The sequence below is a fragment of the Halorubrum rutilum genome (assembly GCF_042665015.1).
Taxonomy (GTDB): domain Archaea; phylum Halobacteriota; class Halobacteria; order Halobacteriales; family Haloferacaceae; genus Halorubrum; species Halorubrum rutilum.
Genome location: NZ_JBHTBL010000005.1, coordinates 431,250 through 448,167 on the forward strand (window position 1 = coordinate 431,250; position 16,918 = coordinate 448,167).

The window sequence follows — 16,918 nt, forward strand, 5'->3', positions numbered from 1 at the left end:
TATCTCGCCGCCCTGAGAGAGTAACGCTTACACTACCGTGCACTCACCCGTCCCGTATGACCGACACCGTACTGCTGGTGGGGGGCGGCGGCCGCGAGCACGCGATCGCCCGCGCGGTCGCCGACGACTGCGCGCTGTACGCCTGCGCGAGCAATCGCAATCCGGGTATCCGCCGGCTGGCGGAGGGGTTCGAGGCGATCGACGAGACCGACGCCGAGGCCGTCGCGGAGTACGCGACCGACGTGGGTGCCGACCTCGCGGTGATCGGCCCCGAGTCGTCGCTGGCGGCGGGCGTCGCCGACGCGCTCGACGACGCCGGCGTCTACGCGTTCGGCCCGCGGGCCGAGGAGGCGCGGCTGGAGACGGACAAGGCGTACCAGCGCGAGTTCATGGAGGAGGCGTCGATCCCCGGCTGTCCGGACTACGCGGTGTTCGACGACACCGAGGCGGCCTGCGACTACATCGACGACTACGACGGCGACCTCGCGGTGAAGCCGGCCGGCCTCACGGGCGGCAAGGGCGTGAAGGTGATCGGCGATCAGGTGACGAGCGAGGAGGCCAAGGCGTACCTCCGCGACGCCGGCTACGACCGCGTCGTGCTGGAGGAGCGCCTCGTCGGCGAGGAGTTCACGGTGCAGGCGTTCGTCGCGAACGGCGACCTGCGGACGACGCCGGCGGTCCAGGACCACAAGCGCGCCTACGAGGGCGACGAGGGACCGAACACCGGCGGGATGGGGTCGTACTCGGACACGGGCCCGTCGCTGCCGTTCATGGCCGAGGGCGACTACGCGGCCGCCGTCGACGTGCTGGAAGCGGTCGTCGACGCGCTTCCCGACTACAAGGGCGTCCTCTACGGCCAGTTCATGCTCACCGACGCGGGGCCGAAGGTCGTCGAGTTCAACGCGCGCTTCGGCGACCCGGAGGCGATGAACACGCTGCCGGTCCTGGAGACGCCGTTCATCGACGTGCTGACGGCCGCTCGCGACGGCGACAGCGAGGCGCAACGCGCCTCTGGCAGCCGGACGCAGTCCGGCGACGCGCTCCCCGAACTGACCTTCTCCGGCGAGGCGACCGTCTGCAAGTACGCCGTGCCGGACGGGTACCCGGTCGACCCCGACGCGGGCGCGGAAATCGCCGTCGACGAGGAGAGCGTGGGTGACGCGCTGCTCTACTACGCCAGCGTCGACGAGCGCGACGACGGGCTGTACACGACCACCTCGCGGTCGTTCGCTGTCGTGGGGCGGGGCGACTCGATCGCCGCCGCGGAGCGACAGGCCGAGGCGGGGCTCTCGGCCGCCGGCGACGGGCTCCGGATCCGCCACGACGTCGGGAAGGCCGACCTCGTCGAGCGGCGGATCGAACACATGGACGAGCTGCGGGAGTAGGCGGGCGACCGAGCGGGCCGCCGGACGAGCGGGACCCTGTGCGGCGTGGCGAACAGGCGGTCGTCGGTCGCGTCCGCACGGCGGTCGACCGCGCACCCGTCTCGGCCGGCCGTGGGCCCTCGTCAGGTCGTACGGGTGCTGGTCGCGGCATCCGACTTGAACCGTCGCGTCGGCGATCCTTTTAACCACGCCGTCCGAACGGTCCCTCGTGACTCACGAGGACGGCGGCGCGGCGGTGGAGGACGGCTCTCGGACCGACCAGCTAGACCGCCACCCGACGCCCGGACCGCGCAACTCGCTGTGGTCGTGGCCGGACGCGAAGTCGCCCCTCGTCGTCGTCCGCAACTACGTCGCGATCGTGCTCGCCCGGATCTGCCCGAGCCTGCGGCTGAAGAACTGGCTGCTGCGGCGGATCGGCGTCGCGGTCGGAACCGGCGTCGCGTGGGGGTTGGAGTCGACGCCGGACGTGTTCTGGCCGGAGCGGATCGCCGTCGGTGACGACGCGATAATCGGCTACGACGCGACGCTGCTGTGCCACGAGTTCCTCCGCGACGAGTACCGCCTCGGCGACGTCGTCGTCGAGGAGGGCGCGATGATCGGGGCCGGCGCGGTCGTCCTGCCGGGCGTCACGGTCGGCGAGGGTGCGCGCGTCGCCGCCAACTCGCTCGTCGCCGACGACGTGCCGCCCGAGACGACGGTCGCGGGGGTGCCGGCCGAGGTCGTCTCGCGGGCCGGTGAGGAGGCCGGCGAGGAGGCGGCCGGGGTCGACTGAGGCGTCGGTTACGCCGCGTCGTCGTCGTCGGTCGGTTCCCCGCCGTCGCTCTCGGCGGAGGCGGCGTCGTCGGTCGCGTCCTCGGGCGCACCCTCCGCGGCAGCGCGCTCGGCCTCGGCGATGTGCGCCTCGGTGCTGACGCTCTCCAAGTCGACGCCGACCTCGCGCGCGACCGCGTCGAGGACGGCCCGCTGCTCGGCCATCTCGTTTTCCAGCCGCTGGACGCGCTCGGAGGTGTCGAGCACGGTCGTCTGCGTCTCCTCGACCTCGCTGCGGAGCTCGTTGATCTTCTGGTACGTGCGCTCGGCCTTGTCGGCGAGCGTCTGGATCTTCTTCGCCGTGTCCCCGAATCCCATATCGGGTTGTGGGGGCCCGGGACACGTGGGCTTTTCCGTTCGCGGTGGTCGGGACGGAGCGGCCCCGCTCGAACCGACCCCCGCCGACGGTGGGCTTTTGTCCGAACCGCCCGACGTGGCGGTATGAGCGTCGAGCGGATCCTGTTGACGAACGACGACGGCGTCGACGCCGCCGGGCTCCGCGCCCTGTACGACGCGCTCGCGCCCGACTACGACGTGGTTGCGGTCGCGCCGACGGGCGACCGCTCCTCGATCGGCCGCGCCATCTCCGCCGACGTCGACGTCGCGGAGCACGAGCTGGGGTACGCCGTCGACGGGACGCCCGTCGACTGCGTCGTCGCCGGCCTCGACGAGCTCGTCCCCGACGCCGACCTCGTGGTCGCCGGCTGCAACGAGGGCGCCAACCTCGGCGCGTACACGCTCGGGCGGTCCGGGACCGTCTCGGCGGTCGTCGAGGGGGCGTTCTTCGGCGTCCCCGGGATCGCGGCGTCGATGTACGTGCCCGGCGGCGACGACTGGTGGAAGCGGGAGCTGCCCCCCGAGTCGTTCGCGCACGCCGTCCGCGCCACGCGGTTCCTCGTCGACGAGGCCCCGGAGGCCGGCGCCTTCGAGCGCGCCGACTACCTGAACGTGAACGCGCCGATGGCGGAGCCGGCCGCGGGCGACGGGGGGGAGGCGTCGGCCGCGGACGAATCCGCCCCGAGCGACGCCGCGGTCGACCCCGCGCCGATGCGCGTCACCGCCCCCTCGGAGTGGTACGGCATGGAGGCGACCGCCGACGGCGACGGCGGCGTCGCCATCTCCGACCCGATCTGGGGGCGGATGACGCCGGCGGACGTGCCGGACCCGGTCGGCACCGACCGCCGCGCGGTCGTCGACGGCGAGGTGTCGGTCTCGCCGCTGTCGGTGCCCCACGCCGCCGAGCGGGACGCGGGGCTCGACGAGCTCGCGGACCGGTACGGGGCGGACGACGCCGACGGGGAGTGAGTCGGACGCGGACTACGACTCGTCGGCGCTGACGGTGACCTTCGCCTCGCTGACGACGCGGTCGCCCATCTCGTAGCCGGGCTCGTACACCTCGTGGACGGTGTCCTCGGGCTGATCGCTCTCGACGCGAAGCATCACCTGGTGGCGGGACGGGTCGACCTCGTCGCCCGGGTCGGGGTCGATCGGCTCGACGCCCTCCTCGGCGAGCACCTCGTCGAACTTCTCCAGCGTCGACTCGACGCCGGGGCGGAGGTCGCTCCCCTCCTCCTGGTCGAGCGCGCGCAGGAGGTCGTTCCGGACCGGGGCGATGCGCTCGACGAGCTTCTCGGAGGCGCGCTCGCGGATCTCCTCCTGCTTGCGCTTGGCGCGCTGCTTGTAGTTGCTGAAGTCCGCCTTCACGCGGGCGAGCTTGCTCGTCAGCTCCTCGACCTCCGCCTCGGCGTCCAGCAGCTCCTCGCGCGTCTCGGCGAGCTCCGCCTCCAGCGCCGCGACCTCCCGCGCGAGCGCCTCGTCGTGCTCGGCGACTTCGGCGGCCAGCGCCTCGCGGCCCTCGCCGCTCCGGGCGTCGCCGCCCGCGTCGGCGTCGCCCGCCGACTCGCCGTTCGCCTCCTCGGCGGTCGCCTCCGCCGTGCCGTTCGCGCTCGCCGCGTCGCCCGCGGCGTCGTCGGGGGACTCGACCTCGACGTCGACGGCGTCGTCGTCGCTCATACCCGATCGAAGTCGGTCGGCGGGCATAAGCGTTGCAGAACGCGGCCGGGGCGGCGGACCGGCCGGCGGGACCCGTCGCCACCGGCCCCCCTCGGCGGCCGCGACCGGATTTATGAGGGCGGCCGCCCATCCGCCATCCACATGCCACCTCGTCCCTCGACGTTCTCGATCGCCGCCCGCGACCCGGGGACCGGCGCCGTCGGCGTCGCCGTTCAGTCGAAGTTCATCGGTGTCGGCGCGCTCGTCCCGTTCGTGAGCGCGGACGCCGGCGCGGTCGCCACGCAGAGCTTCGCGAACGTCGCCTACGGCCCCGACGGGCTCGACCGCCTCCGCGAGGGTCGCGACGCCGCCGACGCGATCGACGAGCTCACCGCCCCCGACGACGAGGCGCCCTCCCGGCAGGTCGGGATCGTCGGCCTCGACGGCGAGCCGGCCGCGTTCACCGGCGACGAGTGCCACGACTACGCGGGCGATCTGCAGGGCGACGACTACACCGTACAGGGGAACATCTTGGAGAACGAAGAGACCCTCACGGCGATGGCTGACGCGTTCGAGGAGACCGACGGCGGGTTCCCGGAGCGGCTGATCGCCGCGCTCCACGCCGGCAACGAGGCGGGCGGCGACAGGCGGGGCGAGCAGTCGGCCGCGCTGTACGTCGCCAAGCCAGAGGGCGGGTACGACGGCCGCAACGACCGGTGGATCGACGTGCGCGTCGACGACCACGACAGCCCGATCGACGAGTTGGAGCGCGTCTTCAAGCTGTACGACGTCACCCTCTTGGAGCGCGAGGCGCCCGACGAGACCCGGGAGCTGACGGGCGACCCCGCCGCGGCGGTCGCGGCGACGCTCGCCGACCTCGGCTTCCTCGACGAGGGCGACGCGACCGGCGTCGACGCCTTCGGCGCGCCCCAGCGCGAGGCGCTGGAGACGTTCCGCGGGATGAACAACTTCGAGAACCACCCCCTCCCGGTGCTGGAGGACGCGATCGCCCGCGGCTGGGCCGACGCCGAGGGCGAGGGCGAGGACCGCCTCGTCGACGCCGTCTGGCACGGGATCTCGCGGCTCGACCGAGTTTGAAACGGAGCGGCGGCCGGTGTCGCCGCCGACCCGCGGGAGTATTTAAATATCGACCCCCAAGCGGTGGCAATGACCGCGCCGAACCGGAACGCGTTGTGGGGGCGAGCGCTCGTCGACGAGCTCGTCGCCGCGGGCGTCGACAGCGTCGTCGTCTCGCCGGGCAGCCGCTCCACGCCCCTGACGATGGCCGCCGTCCGCCACGACGACCTCCGCGTCTTCTCCCAGCTGGACGAGCGCTCCGCCGCCTACTTCGCGCTGGGCCGCGCCCGGCGGACGGGGAGCGTCGCGCCGCTGATCTGCACCTCCGGCACCGCCGCCGCCAACTACCACCCGGCCGTGATGGAGGCGAGCGAGGGCCGCGTCCCCCTGCTCGCGCTCACGGCCGACCGCCCGCCGGAGCTCCGCGACTCGGGGGCCAACCAGACCGCCGACCAGGAGAAGCTGTACGGCGACGCCGTCCGCTTCTACAAGGACCTCCCCGAGCCGGCGCCGAACGACCGCGCGCTCCGGTCGCTGCGGACCACCGTGGGTCGGGCCGTGGCGACCGCCGAGGGCGCCGACCCCGGCCCGGTCCACCTCAACGTCCCGTTCGAGAAGCCGCTGGAGCCGACGCGGGTGCCGGGCGACGTGCCCGCGGACCTCGATCCGGTCGCCGAGGCCGGTCGCGACGGCCCCTACGTCGACGTGACGCCCGGGTCGCCCGAGCCGGGCGACGACGGGCTCCGGACGCTCGCGAACGAGCTCGGGGCGACCGACCGCGGGCTGATCGTCGCCGGCCCCGCGGACCCGCCCGGGATCGACGCCGAGTCGGTGACGGCGCTGTCGCACGCGACCGGCTTCCCGATCGTCGCCGACCCGCTCTCGAACGTCCGGTACGGCGGCCACACCCGCGTCGCCCCCGTGATCGGCGCGTACGACGCGTACCTCTCGGCGGACGTCGCGGGCGAGGGCGACGCCGGCGACGGCGAGAGCGACGGCGGCGGGGGCGTGGGCGACGGCCCCGCGACCGGGTGGACCGACCCCGAGGTCGTCCTCCGGCTCGGCGCGTCGCCCACCTCGAAGAACCTCCGGAAGTACCTCGCCGGGACCGGCGCCGACCAGTACCAAGTCGACCCCGCGGGCCGGTGGCGCGAGGCCGAGTTCGCCGCGACCGACCTCGTCGTCGCCGAGCCGAGCCGCCTCTGCGCCCGCCTCTCCCGGCTCGTCGGCGGAGGCGGCGGCGACCCGGACTGGCGCGCGCAGTGGGAGGAGGCCGACCGCGTCGCCCGGGAGATACACGGCCGGGAGCGGGAGGCGACCGGGAGCGAGGGCGGAGACGCGCTCCCCGACTCGTCCGGTCCGGTCGGCTTCCACGAGGGCGACGCGCTCCGCGCGGTCGCCGACGCGCTCCCGGACCCGGCGACGCTGTTCGTCTCGAACTCGATGCCCGTCCGCGACCTCGACCGGTTCGTCGGCCCGACCACGGCGAGCGTCACCGCCCTCGGCAACCGCGGCGTCTCGGGCATCGACGGGATCGTCTCCAGCGCGCTCGGGGCGGGCTCGGCGACGACGGACCACCTCACCCTCGTCGTCGGCGACCTCGCGCTGTACCACGACGCGAACGGTCTGCTCGCGATCGACCGGTGCGACGTCGACGCGACGGTCGTGCTGATCAACAACGACGGCGGCGGGATCTTCCACGCGCTCCCGGTCGAGTCGTTCGAGCCCGAGTTCACGGAGTCGTTCAAGACGCCTCACGGCGTCGAGTTCGAGCCGCTGGCCGACCTCCACGGGCTGGCGTACGCCCGGATCGACGCGCGGCCGGAAGCGGTCGGGGACCCGGTCGACGCCGCCGCGGAGCTCGAAGCGGCGTGCGCGAGAGCGCGGGACGCCGACGGCTCCCACCTGATCGAGGTCCGGACCGACGCCGAGTCGAGCCACCGGACGCGCGAGCGCCTCGCGGCGGCGGTCGAGGCGGCGGTCCACGGCGACGGCCCGGACTGAACTCGGTCGCGGCCGCCCGCCCACGGCCCGGGCGGGCCTCGCGGCGTCGGACCGGTCAGCCGGTCTCCTCCGGGTGGAACTCGTGGACCGGGACGTACCGCGCCACGTCGGTCGTGGTCACGATCCCGACGAGCCCGGCGGTCTCCGGCTCGACCACCGGGAGCTTCTTCACGTTGCGGTCGGCCATCGTCCGGGCCGCCGCCCCGATCGAGTCGGACGGGCTCACCGTGATCACGGGGGAGCTCATCCACTCCTCGACCGTCGTCGTCGTGGGGTCCCGCCCCTCGGCGGCGAGAGCGACGAAGTCGGACTCGGTGAGGATGCCGTCGGGCGGTAGCGACTCGGCGCCCGCTAAGATCGAGCCGATGTCCGACTCGACCAGTCGCCGCGCCGCCGTCGCCGCCGAGGCCCCGGGGTCGATCGTCTCGACCGGTTCGGTCATGACGTTCGCGACGAAGACGTCCGCGAGCGGGTCGTCGGAGTCCATCATCAAAGATCACCTAGGAGGCTCGAACGGTGTTGACTCTTGCGCCGGTGTCCCCCGAGTCGCGGCGATAGCCTCGGGTCGCGTCCGTCGCGGGTCGCGTTCGCCCCGGGCTCTCCGACGACGCTCATAAGTCGCGGCTCCCCGTACGGGAGCGCGTGCAGGTCGTGGGCTACGAGTCGGGCGAAGGGCTCTACGTCGCCAGCGGCGGCGCGGTGGAGTTCGTCGAGGCCGACGCCGGAACGGAACTCGCGTACGGCCTCGACGACCGCCGCTGCGCGGGCACCGTCCACGACGGCGAGCACGTCGCCTGCGACGCCCCGGAGGCCCCCTACTGCGACGCCCACGGGAGCGTCTGGGTGTGCGCGCGGTGCACGGGGACGTGCCTGAAAGACGAGATGGACTGCCACGAGGAGCACGCGCTCTACCTCGCCGCGTTCGCCCCCGACGTGCTGAAGGTCGGCGTGACGCGGCTGTGGCGGCTGGAGACGCGGCTCCGCGAGCAGGGCGCGGACCGGGCCGCCCACGTCCGGACGTTTCCCGACGGGCGCGTCGCTCGACGGGTGGAGGCCGAGCTGGCGGAGGGCGACGACCTCGTCGACCGGGTCCGGGTGCCGACGAAGCTCGCCGGGTTCGGGCGCGCGGTCGACGAGTCGGCGTGGGAGGCGCTCCTCGATCGGTTCGACCCGATCGAGCGCTTCGACTTCGACTACGGGCTCGACCTCGACGAGCGCCCCGTGGCGGAGACGATGGCGGCCGGCACGGTGCGCGGCTGGAAGGGCCGGGTACTCGTGCTCGACCGCGGCGGCTCGACGTACGCGGTCGACGCCCGCGAGCTGGTCGGCCGCGAGCTGGCCGACGAGGTGCCGGACCGCGAACTGCAGTCGAGCCTGGGGGCGTTCGGGGAGTGACGGGCGGGCTCGCGGCGACCCTGTTCGGCGACCCGTTCGCCGCGATGAACACGATCGGCCTGGTCGCGTTCGCGCTTGTCGGCTCGACGAAGGCGATCCGGGAGGAGTTCGACCTGTTCGGCGTCGCGGTCGTCGGGCTGGCGATGGCGTTCGCCGGGGGCGTGACCCGCGATCTCCTCGTGAACCGGGTCCCGCTCGCCCTCCGGTCGCCCGCGGAGATCGCCCTCGGCCTCGTCGGCGTCGGCCTGGCCGTCGCCCTCAGCGTCGCGCTCGCCGACCCCGACACGCACCCGGTCACCCTCGTCGCGGACGCCGTCGGGCTCGCCGCCTTCGCGACGACCGGCGCGATCGTGGCGACCGACGCGGGCGTCTCCGCGTTCGGCGTCGTCGCCATCGCGACGATCAACGCGGTCGGCGGCGGCGCGTTCGCGGACATCCTCCTCGACCGCGCGCCGTTCATCCTCTTCGACGACTTCTACGCGAGCCCCGCGGTGCTCGGCGGGACCGCGTACTGGGCCGTCGGCGCGCTGGGCGCGCTGGGCGGGCTCGCGCCTGGTCGCGGTCGCGTACGGCTGGCGGCTCCCGACCGCCGGGTGGGTCGAACGGTTCGTGGAGCGCGTCACCGGCGAGTGGTGAGCCCCGCCCTCGGAGCGTTCAGCCCTCGAACCCGTTCTCCGCGACGAGGCCCCGCACGCCGACGTACGCGACCGCCGCGATGCCGACGTAGGCGACGACGAGGGCGGTCGTCGCCGCGTCAGCGCTGTCGATCGCGAGCCGCGCGACCGCGTTGGCCGGGCCGCCCGCCATCGCCGTGGCGCCGCCGAACAGGACCAAGACGCCGATCGAGTAGAGGAACTGCGCGGCCCGCCGGTCGGGCGCGAGCGCCGAGACGGCGACGGCGAGCGCGACGACGAGCGTCGTCAGCGCGGTCATCAACGCGAGGATCCGCGGGACGTTGGCGACGGACGTCCCGTTCGCGCGGAGCAGGAGCAGCCACAGCAGCGCCTGTCCGGGGGCGATCGCGACCGCCGCGAGCGCCTTCCCGTCGACGATCTCCCCCAGCGTGACCGGGGCGACCCGGAGCAGCTCCAGCGTCCCCTCGTCGATCTCCTCGGTGATCGAATCGACGGCGAGCGACCCGGAGATGAAGACGGGGAGGAAGACGAGGACGGGGATCAACACCGTGTACGTGAACGTGAAGTACGGGCTGGAGCCGGTCCGGTCCGGCAGGGGGAGCGGCGACTGGCTCAGGGAGGCGGCCCGGTCGGCGCGCTCCTGTCGCTCGTAGGTCCGCAGCAGCGCCCGGAGCTGGACGACGATCACGGTCGTCTCGACCGTCGCGTCCGGCGCCGTGACGCTCGCGACGACCCGCCCGTCGTCGCTCCGGTCCGCGACCACCACCGCGTCGGCGGCGTTGCGCTCGAAGGCGACGCGCGCGGCGGCGGCGTCCTCGTAGCGCGTCACCGAGGCCCCGTCGACCTCGCTCGCGGCGCGTTCGAGGTCGCTCACGGCGTCGCCCGCGCCGGCCACCTCGACCTCCGCGCCGCCGAGCGCGCCGGGGTCGTACATCGAGACGAGCCCGACGACGAGGAACGAGGAGAACGCGGCGATGAACAGCTGGATCGCGATCGCCAGCAGGATCGTCTTCTCGGCGCGCAGGCCCGCGAGCTCCCGGCCCGCGATCGTGAGGCGGCCGCTCCGCCCGGCGGTCGCGTCGCCTCGTTCCGCCCCGTCGCGTTCCGCCCGGTCGGCGTCACCCATGGAGGCTCACCACCCCGAAGTTGTACGCGGCGTGGATAAGCGTCGCCAGCGCCAGCGTCAGCGCGTAGCGCGTCCGGTCCCGGCTCGCCCCGACCGCGGCGACGGTCGTGGCGAGGCCGTGGAGGACGAGGGGCGCGAACAGCAGCGCTGCGAGGACGACCGGCGGGAGCCCCTCCACGCCGGCGACGCTCCCGAACGCGGCCCGGCCGACGTACAGCTCGGTGAGCCCGACCGCCTGCACGACCGCCGTGGCCTTCTCGGCGAGGAAGAAGCCGACCGCGGAGGCGAGCCCGACCGCGACGGCGACCCGGTCGGTCCGGGCGAAGACGCCGCGCTCGAAGCCGGCGTAGAGGTGGACGCTCTTGGCGACCTCCTCGACGAAGGCGATCGTCACGAGGAGCACCGGGATCGAGACCGTCACGGGGAGCGCGAACAGCGTCGCGACCGCCAGCAGCTCCGCGACGAAGACGAAGGGGATCGCGCAGGCGGTGAGGAACGCCACCGAGCCGAGCGCGCGGAGCCGCCGGCGGTCGGCGAGGTCACCGAGTCCGGCGTCCTCGACCGCCGAGAGCCGCACCGCGAGCGCGTCGAGGAGCTTCCGCGCCACCGGCTTCTGGGTGAACATGTCCTCTTCCCGGTAGACGCCGAGCCCGAGCCCGAACAGGAGCGCGGCGCCCAGCGACATCGGCGCGGTCGAAAAGAGCGCCTCGCCGGCCGAGACGGCCTCGCCCTGCAGGTCGAAGACGACGAGCGTCAGCGGCGACACCAGCGCGACGGGCGTCACGTTGGTGAAGACGGCGGGGACGAACGCGTACGTCGTGAGGAGCACGCTGACGCCGACCGTGACGAAGGTGAGCTCCTTGAACGACCGCGCGAACATCGCGCCGACGAACGTGGCCCCGAGGAACGCTAGGGCGACGGGGAGCACGGCGACCACCGAGAGGGCGCCGCCGCCCACGGCGACCGCGATGAGGGTCGTGACGAGGAGCGCGGCCGCGACGTACGGGAGGGTCTTCCCCGCGACGATGTCGACCGGGGAGAGCGGCGTGACGAGCAGGGGCTCCCCCCGCCGGTTCGTGCGCTCGTCGAGCACCGAGGAGCCGTACGCCTGGATGATGAAGTTCATCGGGACGAGGAAGACGAACGCCAGGAGCAGCGAGACGAAGGGGAACGGCGGCGAGATCGACCCCGGCGAGCCGACCGTGTCGGCGCCGAACGTCCCGCCGCCGACCGAGGGGACGGCGAGGCCGCCGCCCCCGCTTCCGGCGTTGCTCGCGGCGTCGTCGGTCGCGGTGTCGCCGGTCGCGGCGTCGGTCCCGTCGCCGTCGCCGCTTCCCGAACCGCCCCCGCTCCCGTCGCCCGAACCGCCATCGTCGCTGTCACCCCCCTCCCCGAGCGTCGGGCCGTCGTCGAGCGCGCTCGTCCGCCCGACGTACCGGAGGGTGACGGTGACCGGGAAGGCGGCGGTCGCGTTCTCCTCGGCCGCCATCAGCCGCTCGTTGTGCGCCTCGACGGCCTCGCGGAACTCGGCGGCCGCGGCCTCGCCCTTCCGCATGTCGCCGGCGCCGACGGCGACGGACTCGACGCCGCCGGACCCGCTCCGCCGGTCGAGGACGACGAGGTCCGCCGTGTCGCCGAGCGCGGCGCCGTCGACGGGCACGTGCGTCAGCGCGGGCGCCGCCTCGACCGCGTCCGCGTACGGGGAGTCGCCGTCGACGGCGACGCGGTACACGTCGCGGTCGACGTCGAGCCCGACCGCGCCGACCGCGAGCCCCCCGCCGAGGACGGCGCCGGCGACGAGTACGAGCGCGAGCGCCGCGGCCAGCGTGCGGCGGTCGACCCCGCCGCCGGCGCGGGCGACCTCCCAGCGCGCGACCCGGAGGACCCTCCGGAGCCGGTCGATCACTCGGCCCCCTCCTCGACCCCCTCGATCGCCCCGCTCCCGGCGGCGTACCGCCCGGGCATCGGCCGCCCGACGATGTCGAGGAACACGTCCTCCAGGCTCGGCTCGCGGGTCCGGATGTCGACGACCTCCCCGCCCGCCTCCGCGGCGGCCGCCCGGACGGCCTCGACCGCGTCCATGTCGGGCACGGCGGTTCGGAACCGGTCGCCGACCGCCTCGGTCGCGCCCTCGGGGTCGTCGAGGGTCTCGCCCAGCCGGTCGGTGGCGGCGGGCGCGACGTCGGTGAACACGTGGTACGTCGTCTCGCCGTGTCGCTCGCGGATCCCGTCGACACTCCCGCGGGCGACGATCCGGCCCTCGTTCATCACCACGACGCGGTCGCAGACGGACTCGACGTGGTAGAGGTTGTGCGCGGAGAAGACGACGGTCTTGCCGGCCGCGCGCAGCTCCCGAGTGAACTCCAGCACGGAGTTCGTCGTCACCGGGTCGAGCCCGGAGGCCGGCTCGTCGTACACGAGCACGTCCGGGTCGTTGACGAGCGACCTTGCGATCGCGACCTTGCGTTTCATCCCCTTCGACATGTCGCCGAGCCGGCGCTCGCGGTGGTCCAGTTCGAGCCGGTCGAGCGCGGCCGCGATGCGCTCGTCGGCGACGTCGCTCGGCACGTCGTACAGGTCGGCGAAGAACTCCAGGTACGACAGCGGGGTCATCTCCTCGTATAAGGGCGACTCCTCGGGGAGGAAGCCGAGCCGCCGTCGCATCTCCGGGTCGTCGGAGGGGAAGCCGGCGACCTCGACCTCGCCCTCGGTTGGCTCGACGAGCCCGGCGAGCACCTTCAGCGTCGTCGTCTTCCCGGCGCCGTTCGGGCCGACGATGCCGAACACCTCGCCCTCCGCGACGGAGAAGTCGCTGTCGACGACCGCCGCGAAGTCGCCGTACGCCTTCCGCAGCCCCGCCACCTCGATCATGGATCGCGGTCGGCCGCGGCCCGGGTTAAACCCACCTCCGCGGCTATCAGCCGCGAGAACGGCGGTCGGGGACGCGGGTGTCGCGCCGCTGGCCGGGACGTCGCGCCTCGTGACACACGTGGAGACGGGCCAGCGTCCCGCGGGGGTCGGTCGGGTCGCGTCACCGGGACACGGCCCCACGGCCGCCGGTAGCCTTACGGCGCCCCTGCGAGAACCCCGTCGCATGACCGACCGAGGGGACGCGACCGACCGTCAGCGCCGCCCCGCCGACGGCGACGCCCCCGACGCGGGCGACGCGGCCGACGGGGGGTCGGCCGTCGCTCCCCCCGACGCGGGGGCCCCGGAGCCCGCCGTCGACCCCGCGGTCGCGGGGACGACTCGCGAGGAGCTCCAGCGGACGTTCGACTACCAGGTCGAGCGGCTCCGCGAGATCGACAACAAGGCGATCGAGATCCTGAAGGCGAACCTGCTGCTCATCGGGATCGTCGTCACCGGCGGCTCCATCGTCGTCCAGACGACGGTCGACCTGGCCGTCTTCCTGAACCCCTTCACCGTCGTCGGCGGGCTCCTCCTGCTCGCGTCGACCGGACTGGCCGCCGTCACCTACACCGCCTCCGACCTCCGCGGCGGGCTGTCGATAGACGCCGTCGACGCCGTGGTCGCCCGCGAGCGCTCCGGCGTGGAACCGGGGCCGGACGGTCCCGGAGGGGACGCCGGGTTCGACGAGCGGCTCCTCCGGAGCTACGCCGAGTGGATCGACTACAACGCCCGCGTCACCGCGGTCAACGACCTGTTGGCGACGGTGACGGTCCTCCTGATCTTCGTCGCCTTCGTCTACGTCATCGCCGGCGTCGCGGTCGGGGCGGCGGGCCTCTCCCCGGTCGAATCCTGGGTCTCGTTCGCCGTGCTCACGGCGTTGTCCGTCGTGTTCACGTGGGTCTCCGCGCACATGGACCACCTCGGGCCGGAGACGACGCACCCGGCGGCGTCGTTCGTCGGAATCCCGCTCTCGAAGGGCGGCGACAGGCGACAGGCGTGGTCGTCGCTGCGGGCCATGCTCGGCCGAGCGCCGACGGAAGCGGAGGAGCTCGGCGTCCCGGAGACGGACTCGGAGGTCGGGGAGAGGGGCTCGGAGGTCGGGGAGCGTCGCGAGACGGACCGCCCGGAGCGGTGAGGAGCGAGACGGCGGAGAACGGGACGACGGGAGACAGGGCGGGACGAGGAGTGCGGACGGCGAACCGACCGGTACCCGCGTCGGGGAAATCGGGAAACCGCGGGGTGCGACGGGGTTACTCCTCCTCTTCTTCCTCTTCCTCGACGGGACCTCGGCCCCGTCGCCAGACTCCCTTCGCCGAGGTGTCGTGCGGTGCCGTGTGCGAGACGTCTTTCATGGTGTCGCGGTCGTCGGCCATCTTGACGCTCGATAGCGCGGATCCCCGTATTAACCCTTCGTGGAAAGAGATAATGAGACCTGATACCATTTAAGGAATTAATATGCGTCGGCTTAACTGCGACGGGAGCGTTTAACGAACCGTGAATTACCGGTCTCGTTCGGGCGAGGAATCGGACGAACGTTTCGATTCCGACGGGGCCGTCGACGTCGGCGGGCGTTCCGGTTCGGACCGGTGCGGCGGCGGCTCGGCGTCGACGGTCGTCCGCGAGGGGGCGACGCTCGCCGTGGGTCGCGACGTCGGGGTCGGGCCGGCGGTCGCCGCCGAGGCGCTCCGCGACACCCGCGCCTGGCCCGACTGGGGGCCGGCGATCGAGGCGGTCGAGAGCGACGACCGGTACGTGACTCGGGGGACGACCGGGCGGGTCCGGGTCGGCGGCACGTGGCTCCCGTTTCGCGTGACCGCGTGCAACGGCCGACGCTGGGACTGGCGGGTCGCGGGGGTGCCGGCGACGGGTCACCGCGTCGACGGCTACGCCGGGGAGTCGGGCCGGAGTCGCGTCGTCATCGAGGTGCCGGTTGTCGCGGCGTGGTACGTCCCCCTCTGCCGGCGCGCGCTCGATCGGTTCGCGACGCTCGTGGAGTCCTGACTGGGCCGTTCGGTCTCGTGTCCCCGCTCAGTTCTCGTACCCCTCCGCGAACGGGTCGATCTCCGCGCTGCCGGGGTCCTCCTCGTCGCGGGCGAACCCCGGCCCCTCGGTCGCCAGCTCGAAGACGAGCCCGTCGGGGTCGCTGAAGTAGATGCTCTTGAAGTAGGTGCGGTCCTTCACCTCGGAGACCCGAACCCCCTGCTCGCGGAGGTGCGCCTGCCACTCGCGGAGCGTCTCCTCGTCTTCGACGCCGAACGCGAAGTGGTGGCTCGCGCCCGGGCCGGGCGCGCCCTGCGAGTTCGGGTACTCGAAGTAGGTGACGTTCGTCCCCGGCTCCCCCTCCGGCGTGGAGGAGAAGTAGTAGTGGGGCGTCCCCGGGTCGTCGTAGTTCTGGGTCCGCTTGACCGTGTACCAGCCGAGCGCGTCCTCGTAGAACGCGACCGTCTCGTCCATGTCGGTGCAGATGTTCGTCACGTGGTGCAGTCCGGTGGTGGGCGGGGCGTCGGTCATGGTCGTGTGTCGGGTGGTCGCGGAGTCAGTTAGTGGTACTGGCGGGTCGAAAGAACGGTCAGAAGGCGTCGCGTCCGGTTAGAACGGTCGCGTTCGATCAGAACGGTCGCGTTCGGTTCGGAACGGTCGCATCCGGTCAGAACAGGCCGAGGCCGAGCGCGTAGGGCCACGCGGTGCCGCCGACGGCGAGCAGCGCGACCGCGGCGCCGGCGCCGTAGACGTTCTTCAGGAAGCTCGTCATCTCGCTCTGCTTCTCCTCGGGGTCGTCGATCGACCAGAAGTCGTGCATCGTCACGGCGGAGACGAGCAGGAAGGCGGCGAGCGCGCCGGCCGCGACCACGGGGAACGCGCCGACCACGATCCCGAGCCCGCCGAGCACCAGGACGAGCCCGGAGGCGACCACGGAGAAGCGCGGCGCCGGCAGCCCCTTGAACTCGGCGTAGCCGGCCATCGTGTCGAGGTCCATGAAGTGGTTCAGGCCCATGAACGCGAGCGTGGCGCCGAACAGGATCCGACCGATCAGGAACAGTTCGCCCGCGAGGGGGGCGTCGAGCTGCAGCGGTAGCGTCGTGAATTCAGCTAACATCGTGTAACTACGTATACGGACGTAACCTATTTATCGCTTCCCGGACAAAAGGGTAAGTAGGTAACACCGATGTCATCGCAGGAACTCGCCGGCTCCGACCCGGCGGAAACGACCGATACGGAGGCTGAGACGGACACGTCCTCGGCCCCGGCCTCCGCGTGTCCCGTCGTCGACTCGCTCGAACAGATCGGCTCGCGCTGGCGGCTCGTCGTCCTCCACGAGCTGTTGAACGGCGAGTCGCGCTTCAACGAGCTCAAGCGCGAGACGGACGCGAACGCCCGCACGCTCTCGCGCGTGCTCGACGACCTCCAGGAGACGGGGTTCGTCGACCGGCGGCTGGAGGAGGAGTCGCCGGTGGCGACGTACTACAGCCTCACTCCAAAGGGGGAGTCGCTCGCGCCCGTCTTCGAGGAGATCGACGAGTGGGCGCACGAGTGGCTCGCCGAATGTAGCGGATAGTAGGAGCTCAGTTGCGGGAACGTCGGTT

The 16,918-nt window shown here is 73.0% G+C and carries 18 protein-coding genes and 1 pseudogene; 10 read left to right on the forward strand and 9 right to left on the reverse strand.

Annotated elements, in window-relative coordinates; genetic code table 11:
- Positions 1-56: 56 nt before the first annotated feature.
- Together purD and ACFQMF_RS08465 are read left to right on the forward strand one after the other, a co-directional pair.
- Entirely contained in the window at positions 57-1,385 is a 1,329-nt protein-coding gene (purD, locus tag ACFQMF_RS08460; protein ID WP_256408999.1) for a phosphoribosylamine--glycine ligase, read from the forward strand.
- Positions 1,386-1,593: 208 nt separating this feature from the next.
- Positions 1,594-2,157, forward strand: a complete 564-nt coding sequence (locus ACFQMF_RS08465) for an acyltransferase (RefSeq protein WP_256408998.1) — start codon at positions 1,594-1,596, stop codon at positions 2,155-2,157.
- Positions 2,158-2,165: 8 nt separating this feature from the next.
- Here ACFQMF_RS08465 and ACFQMF_RS08470 read toward each other — a convergent pair whose 3' ends face one another.
- Positions 2,166-2,513, reverse strand: coding sequence for a DUF5798 family protein (locus ACFQMF_RS08470; protein ID WP_256408997.1), 348 nt, complete (start codon positions 2,511-2,513; stop codon positions 2,166-2,168).
- Between the two features lie 123 nt (positions 2,514-2,636).
- On the opposite strand from ACFQMF_RS08470, the gene surE reads away from it, so the two are divergent.
- Positions 2,637-3,500 (forward strand): 5'/3'-nucleotidase SurE, encoded by an 864-nt coding sequence (gene surE / locus ACFQMF_RS08475; RefSeq protein ID WP_256408996.1) that lies wholly within the window; start codon positions 2,637-2,639, stop codon positions 3,498-3,500.
- A gap of 12 nt (positions 3,501-3,512) precedes the next feature.
- Here surE and ACFQMF_RS08480 read toward each other — a convergent pair whose 3' ends face one another.
- Positions 3,513-4,208 (reverse strand): nucleotide exchange factor GrpE, encoded by a 696-nt coding sequence (locus tag ACFQMF_RS08480; protein WP_256408995.1) that lies wholly within the window; start codon positions 4,206-4,208, stop codon positions 3,513-3,515.
- Positions 4,209-4,349: 141 nt separating this feature from the next.
- Here ACFQMF_RS08480 and ACFQMF_RS08485 point away from each other — a divergent pair, with 141 nt between their 5' ends.
- Positions 4,350-5,285 (forward strand): DUF1028 domain-containing protein, encoded by a 936-nt coding sequence (locus ACFQMF_RS08485; RefSeq protein ID WP_256408994.1) that lies wholly within the window; start codon positions 4,350-4,352, stop codon positions 5,283-5,285.
- 69 nt (positions 5,286-5,354) lie between these two features.
- Positions 5,355-7,268 (forward strand): 2-succinyl-5-enolpyruvyl-6-hydroxy-3-cyclohexene-1-carboxylic-acid synthase, encoded by a 1,914-nt coding sequence (gene menD, locus ACFQMF_RS08490; RefSeq protein ID WP_256408993.1) that lies wholly within the window; start codon positions 5,355-5,357, stop codon positions 7,266-7,268.
- Positions 7,269-7,323: 55 nt separating this feature from the next.
- Here the strand turns inward: menD and ACFQMF_RS08495 are convergent, their stop codons facing one another.
- Positions 7,324-7,755: a CBS domain-containing protein gene (locus tag ACFQMF_RS08495; RefSeq protein ID WP_379791835.1), complete on the reverse strand. Its 432-nt coding sequence runs from the start codon at positions 7,753-7,755 to the stop codon at positions 7,324-7,326.
- Between the two features lie 155 nt (positions 7,756-7,910).
- On the opposite strand from ACFQMF_RS08495, the gene ACFQMF_RS08500 reads away from it, so the two are divergent.
- The gene (locus ACFQMF_RS08500; RefSeq protein WP_256408991.1) at positions 7,911-8,663 is read left to right on the forward strand and encodes a DUF2797 domain-containing protein; all 753 of its coding nucleotides are present in this window, start codon (positions 7,911-7,913) and stop codon (positions 8,661-8,663) included.
- A pseudogene (locus tag ACFQMF_RS08505) lies at positions 8,660-9,299 on the forward strand (trimeric intracellular cation channel family protein). Before ACFQMF_RS08500 ends, ACFQMF_RS08505 begins: the two are co-directional and overlap by 4 nt.
- 18 nt (positions 9,300-9,317) lie before the next feature.
- Here ACFQMF_RS08505 and ACFQMF_RS08510 read toward each other — a convergent pair.
- From ACFQMF_RS08510 to ACFQMF_RS08520, 3 genes are read right to left on the reverse strand one after another with little or no spacing between them, the layout of a single operon-like run.
- Complete coding sequence (locus ACFQMF_RS08510; protein ID WP_256408990.1) at positions 9,318-10,424, reverse strand: ABC transporter permease; 1,107 nt, start codon at positions 10,422-10,424, stop codon at positions 9,318-9,320.
- On the reverse strand, positions 10,417-12,330 hold the full coding sequence (locus tag ACFQMF_RS08515) for an ABC transporter permease family protein (RefSeq protein ID WP_379791837.1): 1,914 nt from the start codon (positions 12,328-12,330) through the stop codon (positions 10,417-10,419). Before ACFQMF_RS08515 ends, ACFQMF_RS08510 begins: the two co-directional genes overlap by 8 nt.
- Positions 12,327-13,295: an ABC transporter ATP-binding protein gene (locus ACFQMF_RS08520; RefSeq protein ID WP_256408988.1), complete on the reverse strand. Its 969-nt coding sequence runs from the start codon at positions 13,293-13,295 to the stop codon at positions 12,327-12,329. The genes ACFQMF_RS08515 and ACFQMF_RS08520 overlap by 4 nt, the downstream gene beginning before the upstream one ends.
- A 223-nt stretch (positions 13,296-13,518) precedes the next feature.
- Here ACFQMF_RS08520 and ACFQMF_RS08525 point away from each other — a divergent pair, with 223 nt between their 5' ends.
- Complete coding sequence (locus tag ACFQMF_RS08525) at positions 13,519-14,469, forward strand: hypothetical protein (protein WP_256408987.1); 951 nt, start codon at positions 13,519-13,521, stop codon at positions 14,467-14,469.
- Between the two features lie 115 nt (positions 14,470-14,584).
- On the opposite strand, the gene ACFQMF_RS08530 is transcribed toward ACFQMF_RS08525, so the two are convergent.
- Entirely contained in the window at positions 14,585-14,707 is a 123-nt protein-coding gene (locus ACFQMF_RS08530; RefSeq protein WP_256408986.1) for a hypothetical protein, read from the reverse strand.
- A gap of 121 nt (positions 14,708-14,828) precedes the next feature.
- Between ACFQMF_RS08530 and ACFQMF_RS08535 the strand changes: the two genes are divergently transcribed.
- Entirely contained in the window at positions 14,829-15,335 is a 507-nt protein-coding gene (locus ACFQMF_RS08535; protein ID WP_256408985.1) for a hypothetical protein, read from the forward strand.
- A gap of 27 nt (positions 15,336-15,362) precedes the next feature.
- On the opposite strand, the gene ACFQMF_RS08540 is transcribed toward ACFQMF_RS08535, so the two are convergent.
- Both ACFQMF_RS08540 and ACFQMF_RS08545 read right to left on the reverse strand, forming a co-directional pair.
- Positions 15,363-15,845, reverse strand: coding sequence for a VOC family protein (locus ACFQMF_RS08540; protein ID WP_256408984.1), 483 nt, complete (start codon positions 15,843-15,845; stop codon positions 15,363-15,365).
- A gap of 136 nt (positions 15,846-15,981) precedes the next feature.
- The gene (locus tag ACFQMF_RS08545) at positions 15,982-16,431 is read right to left on the reverse strand and encodes a DoxX family membrane protein (protein ID WP_256408983.1); all 450 of its coding nucleotides are present in this window, start codon (positions 16,429-16,431) and stop codon (positions 15,982-15,984) included.
- Positions 16,432-16,500: 69 nt separating this feature from the next.
- Here ACFQMF_RS08545 and ACFQMF_RS08550 point away from each other — a divergent pair, with 69 nt between their 5' ends.
- Positions 16,501-16,890 (forward strand): winged helix-turn-helix transcriptional regulator, encoded by a 390-nt coding sequence (locus tag ACFQMF_RS08550; RefSeq protein ID WP_256408982.1) that lies wholly within the window; start codon positions 16,501-16,503, stop codon positions 16,888-16,890.
- Positions 16,891-16,918 lie beyond the last annotated feature (28 nt).

What these genes read in the sequence shown, in the direction of transcription:
- purD (WP_256408999.1), top strand. Translation starts at nt 57, where the DNA reads ATGACCGACACCGTACTGCTGGTGGGGGGCGGCGGCCGCGAGCACGCG.
- ACFQMF_RS08470 (WP_256408997.1), bottom strand. Translation starts at nt 2,513, where the DNA reads ATGGGATTCGGGGACACGGCGAAGAAGATCCAGACGCTCGCCGACAAG.
- surE (WP_256408996.1), top strand. Translation starts at nt 2,637, where the DNA reads ATGAGCGTCGAGCGGATCCTGTTGACGAACGACGACGGCGTCGACGCC.
- ACFQMF_RS08480 (WP_256408995.1), bottom strand. Translation starts at nt 4,208, where the DNA reads ATGAGCGACGACGACGCCGTCGACGTCGAGGTCGAGTCCCCCGACGAC.
- ACFQMF_RS08485 (WP_256408994.1), top strand. Translation starts at nt 4,350, where the DNA reads ATGCCACCTCGTCCCTCGACGTTCTCGATCGCCGCCCGCGACCCGGGG.
- menD (WP_256408993.1), top strand. Translation starts at nt 5,355, where the DNA reads ATGACCGCGCCGAACCGGAACGCGTTGTGGGGGCGAGCGCTCGTCGAC.
- ACFQMF_RS08495 (WP_379791835.1), bottom strand. Translation starts at nt 7,755, where the DNA reads ATGGACTCCGACGACCCGCTCGCGGACGTCTTCGTCGCGAACGTCATG.
- ACFQMF_RS08510 (WP_256408990.1), bottom strand. Translation starts at nt 10,424, where the DNA reads ATGGGTGACGCCGACCGGGCGGAACGCGACGGGGCGGAACGAGGCGAC.
- ACFQMF_RS08520 (WP_256408988.1), bottom strand. Translation starts at nt 13,295, where the DNA reads ATGATCGAGGTGGCGGGGCTGCGGAAGGCGTACGGCGACTTCGCGGCG.
- ACFQMF_RS08525 (WP_256408987.1), top strand. Translation starts at nt 13,519, where the DNA reads ATGACCGACCGAGGGGACGCGACCGACCGTCAGCGCCGCCCCGCCGAC.
- ACFQMF_RS08530 (WP_256408986.1), bottom strand. Translation starts at nt 14,707, where the DNA reads ATGGCCGACGACCGCGACACCATGAAAGACGTCTCGCACACGGCACCG.
- ACFQMF_RS08540 (WP_256408984.1), bottom strand. Translation starts at nt 15,845, where the DNA reads ATGACCGACGCCCCGCCCACCACCGGACTGCACCACGTGACGAACATC.
- ACFQMF_RS08545 (WP_256408983.1), bottom strand. Translation starts at nt 16,431, where the DNA reads ATGTTAGCTGAATTCACGACGCTACCGCTGCAGCTCGACGCCCCCCTC.
- ACFQMF_RS08550 (WP_256408982.1), top strand. Translation starts at nt 16,501, where the DNA reads ATGTCATCGCAGGAACTCGCCGGCTCCGACCCGGCGGAAACGACCGAT.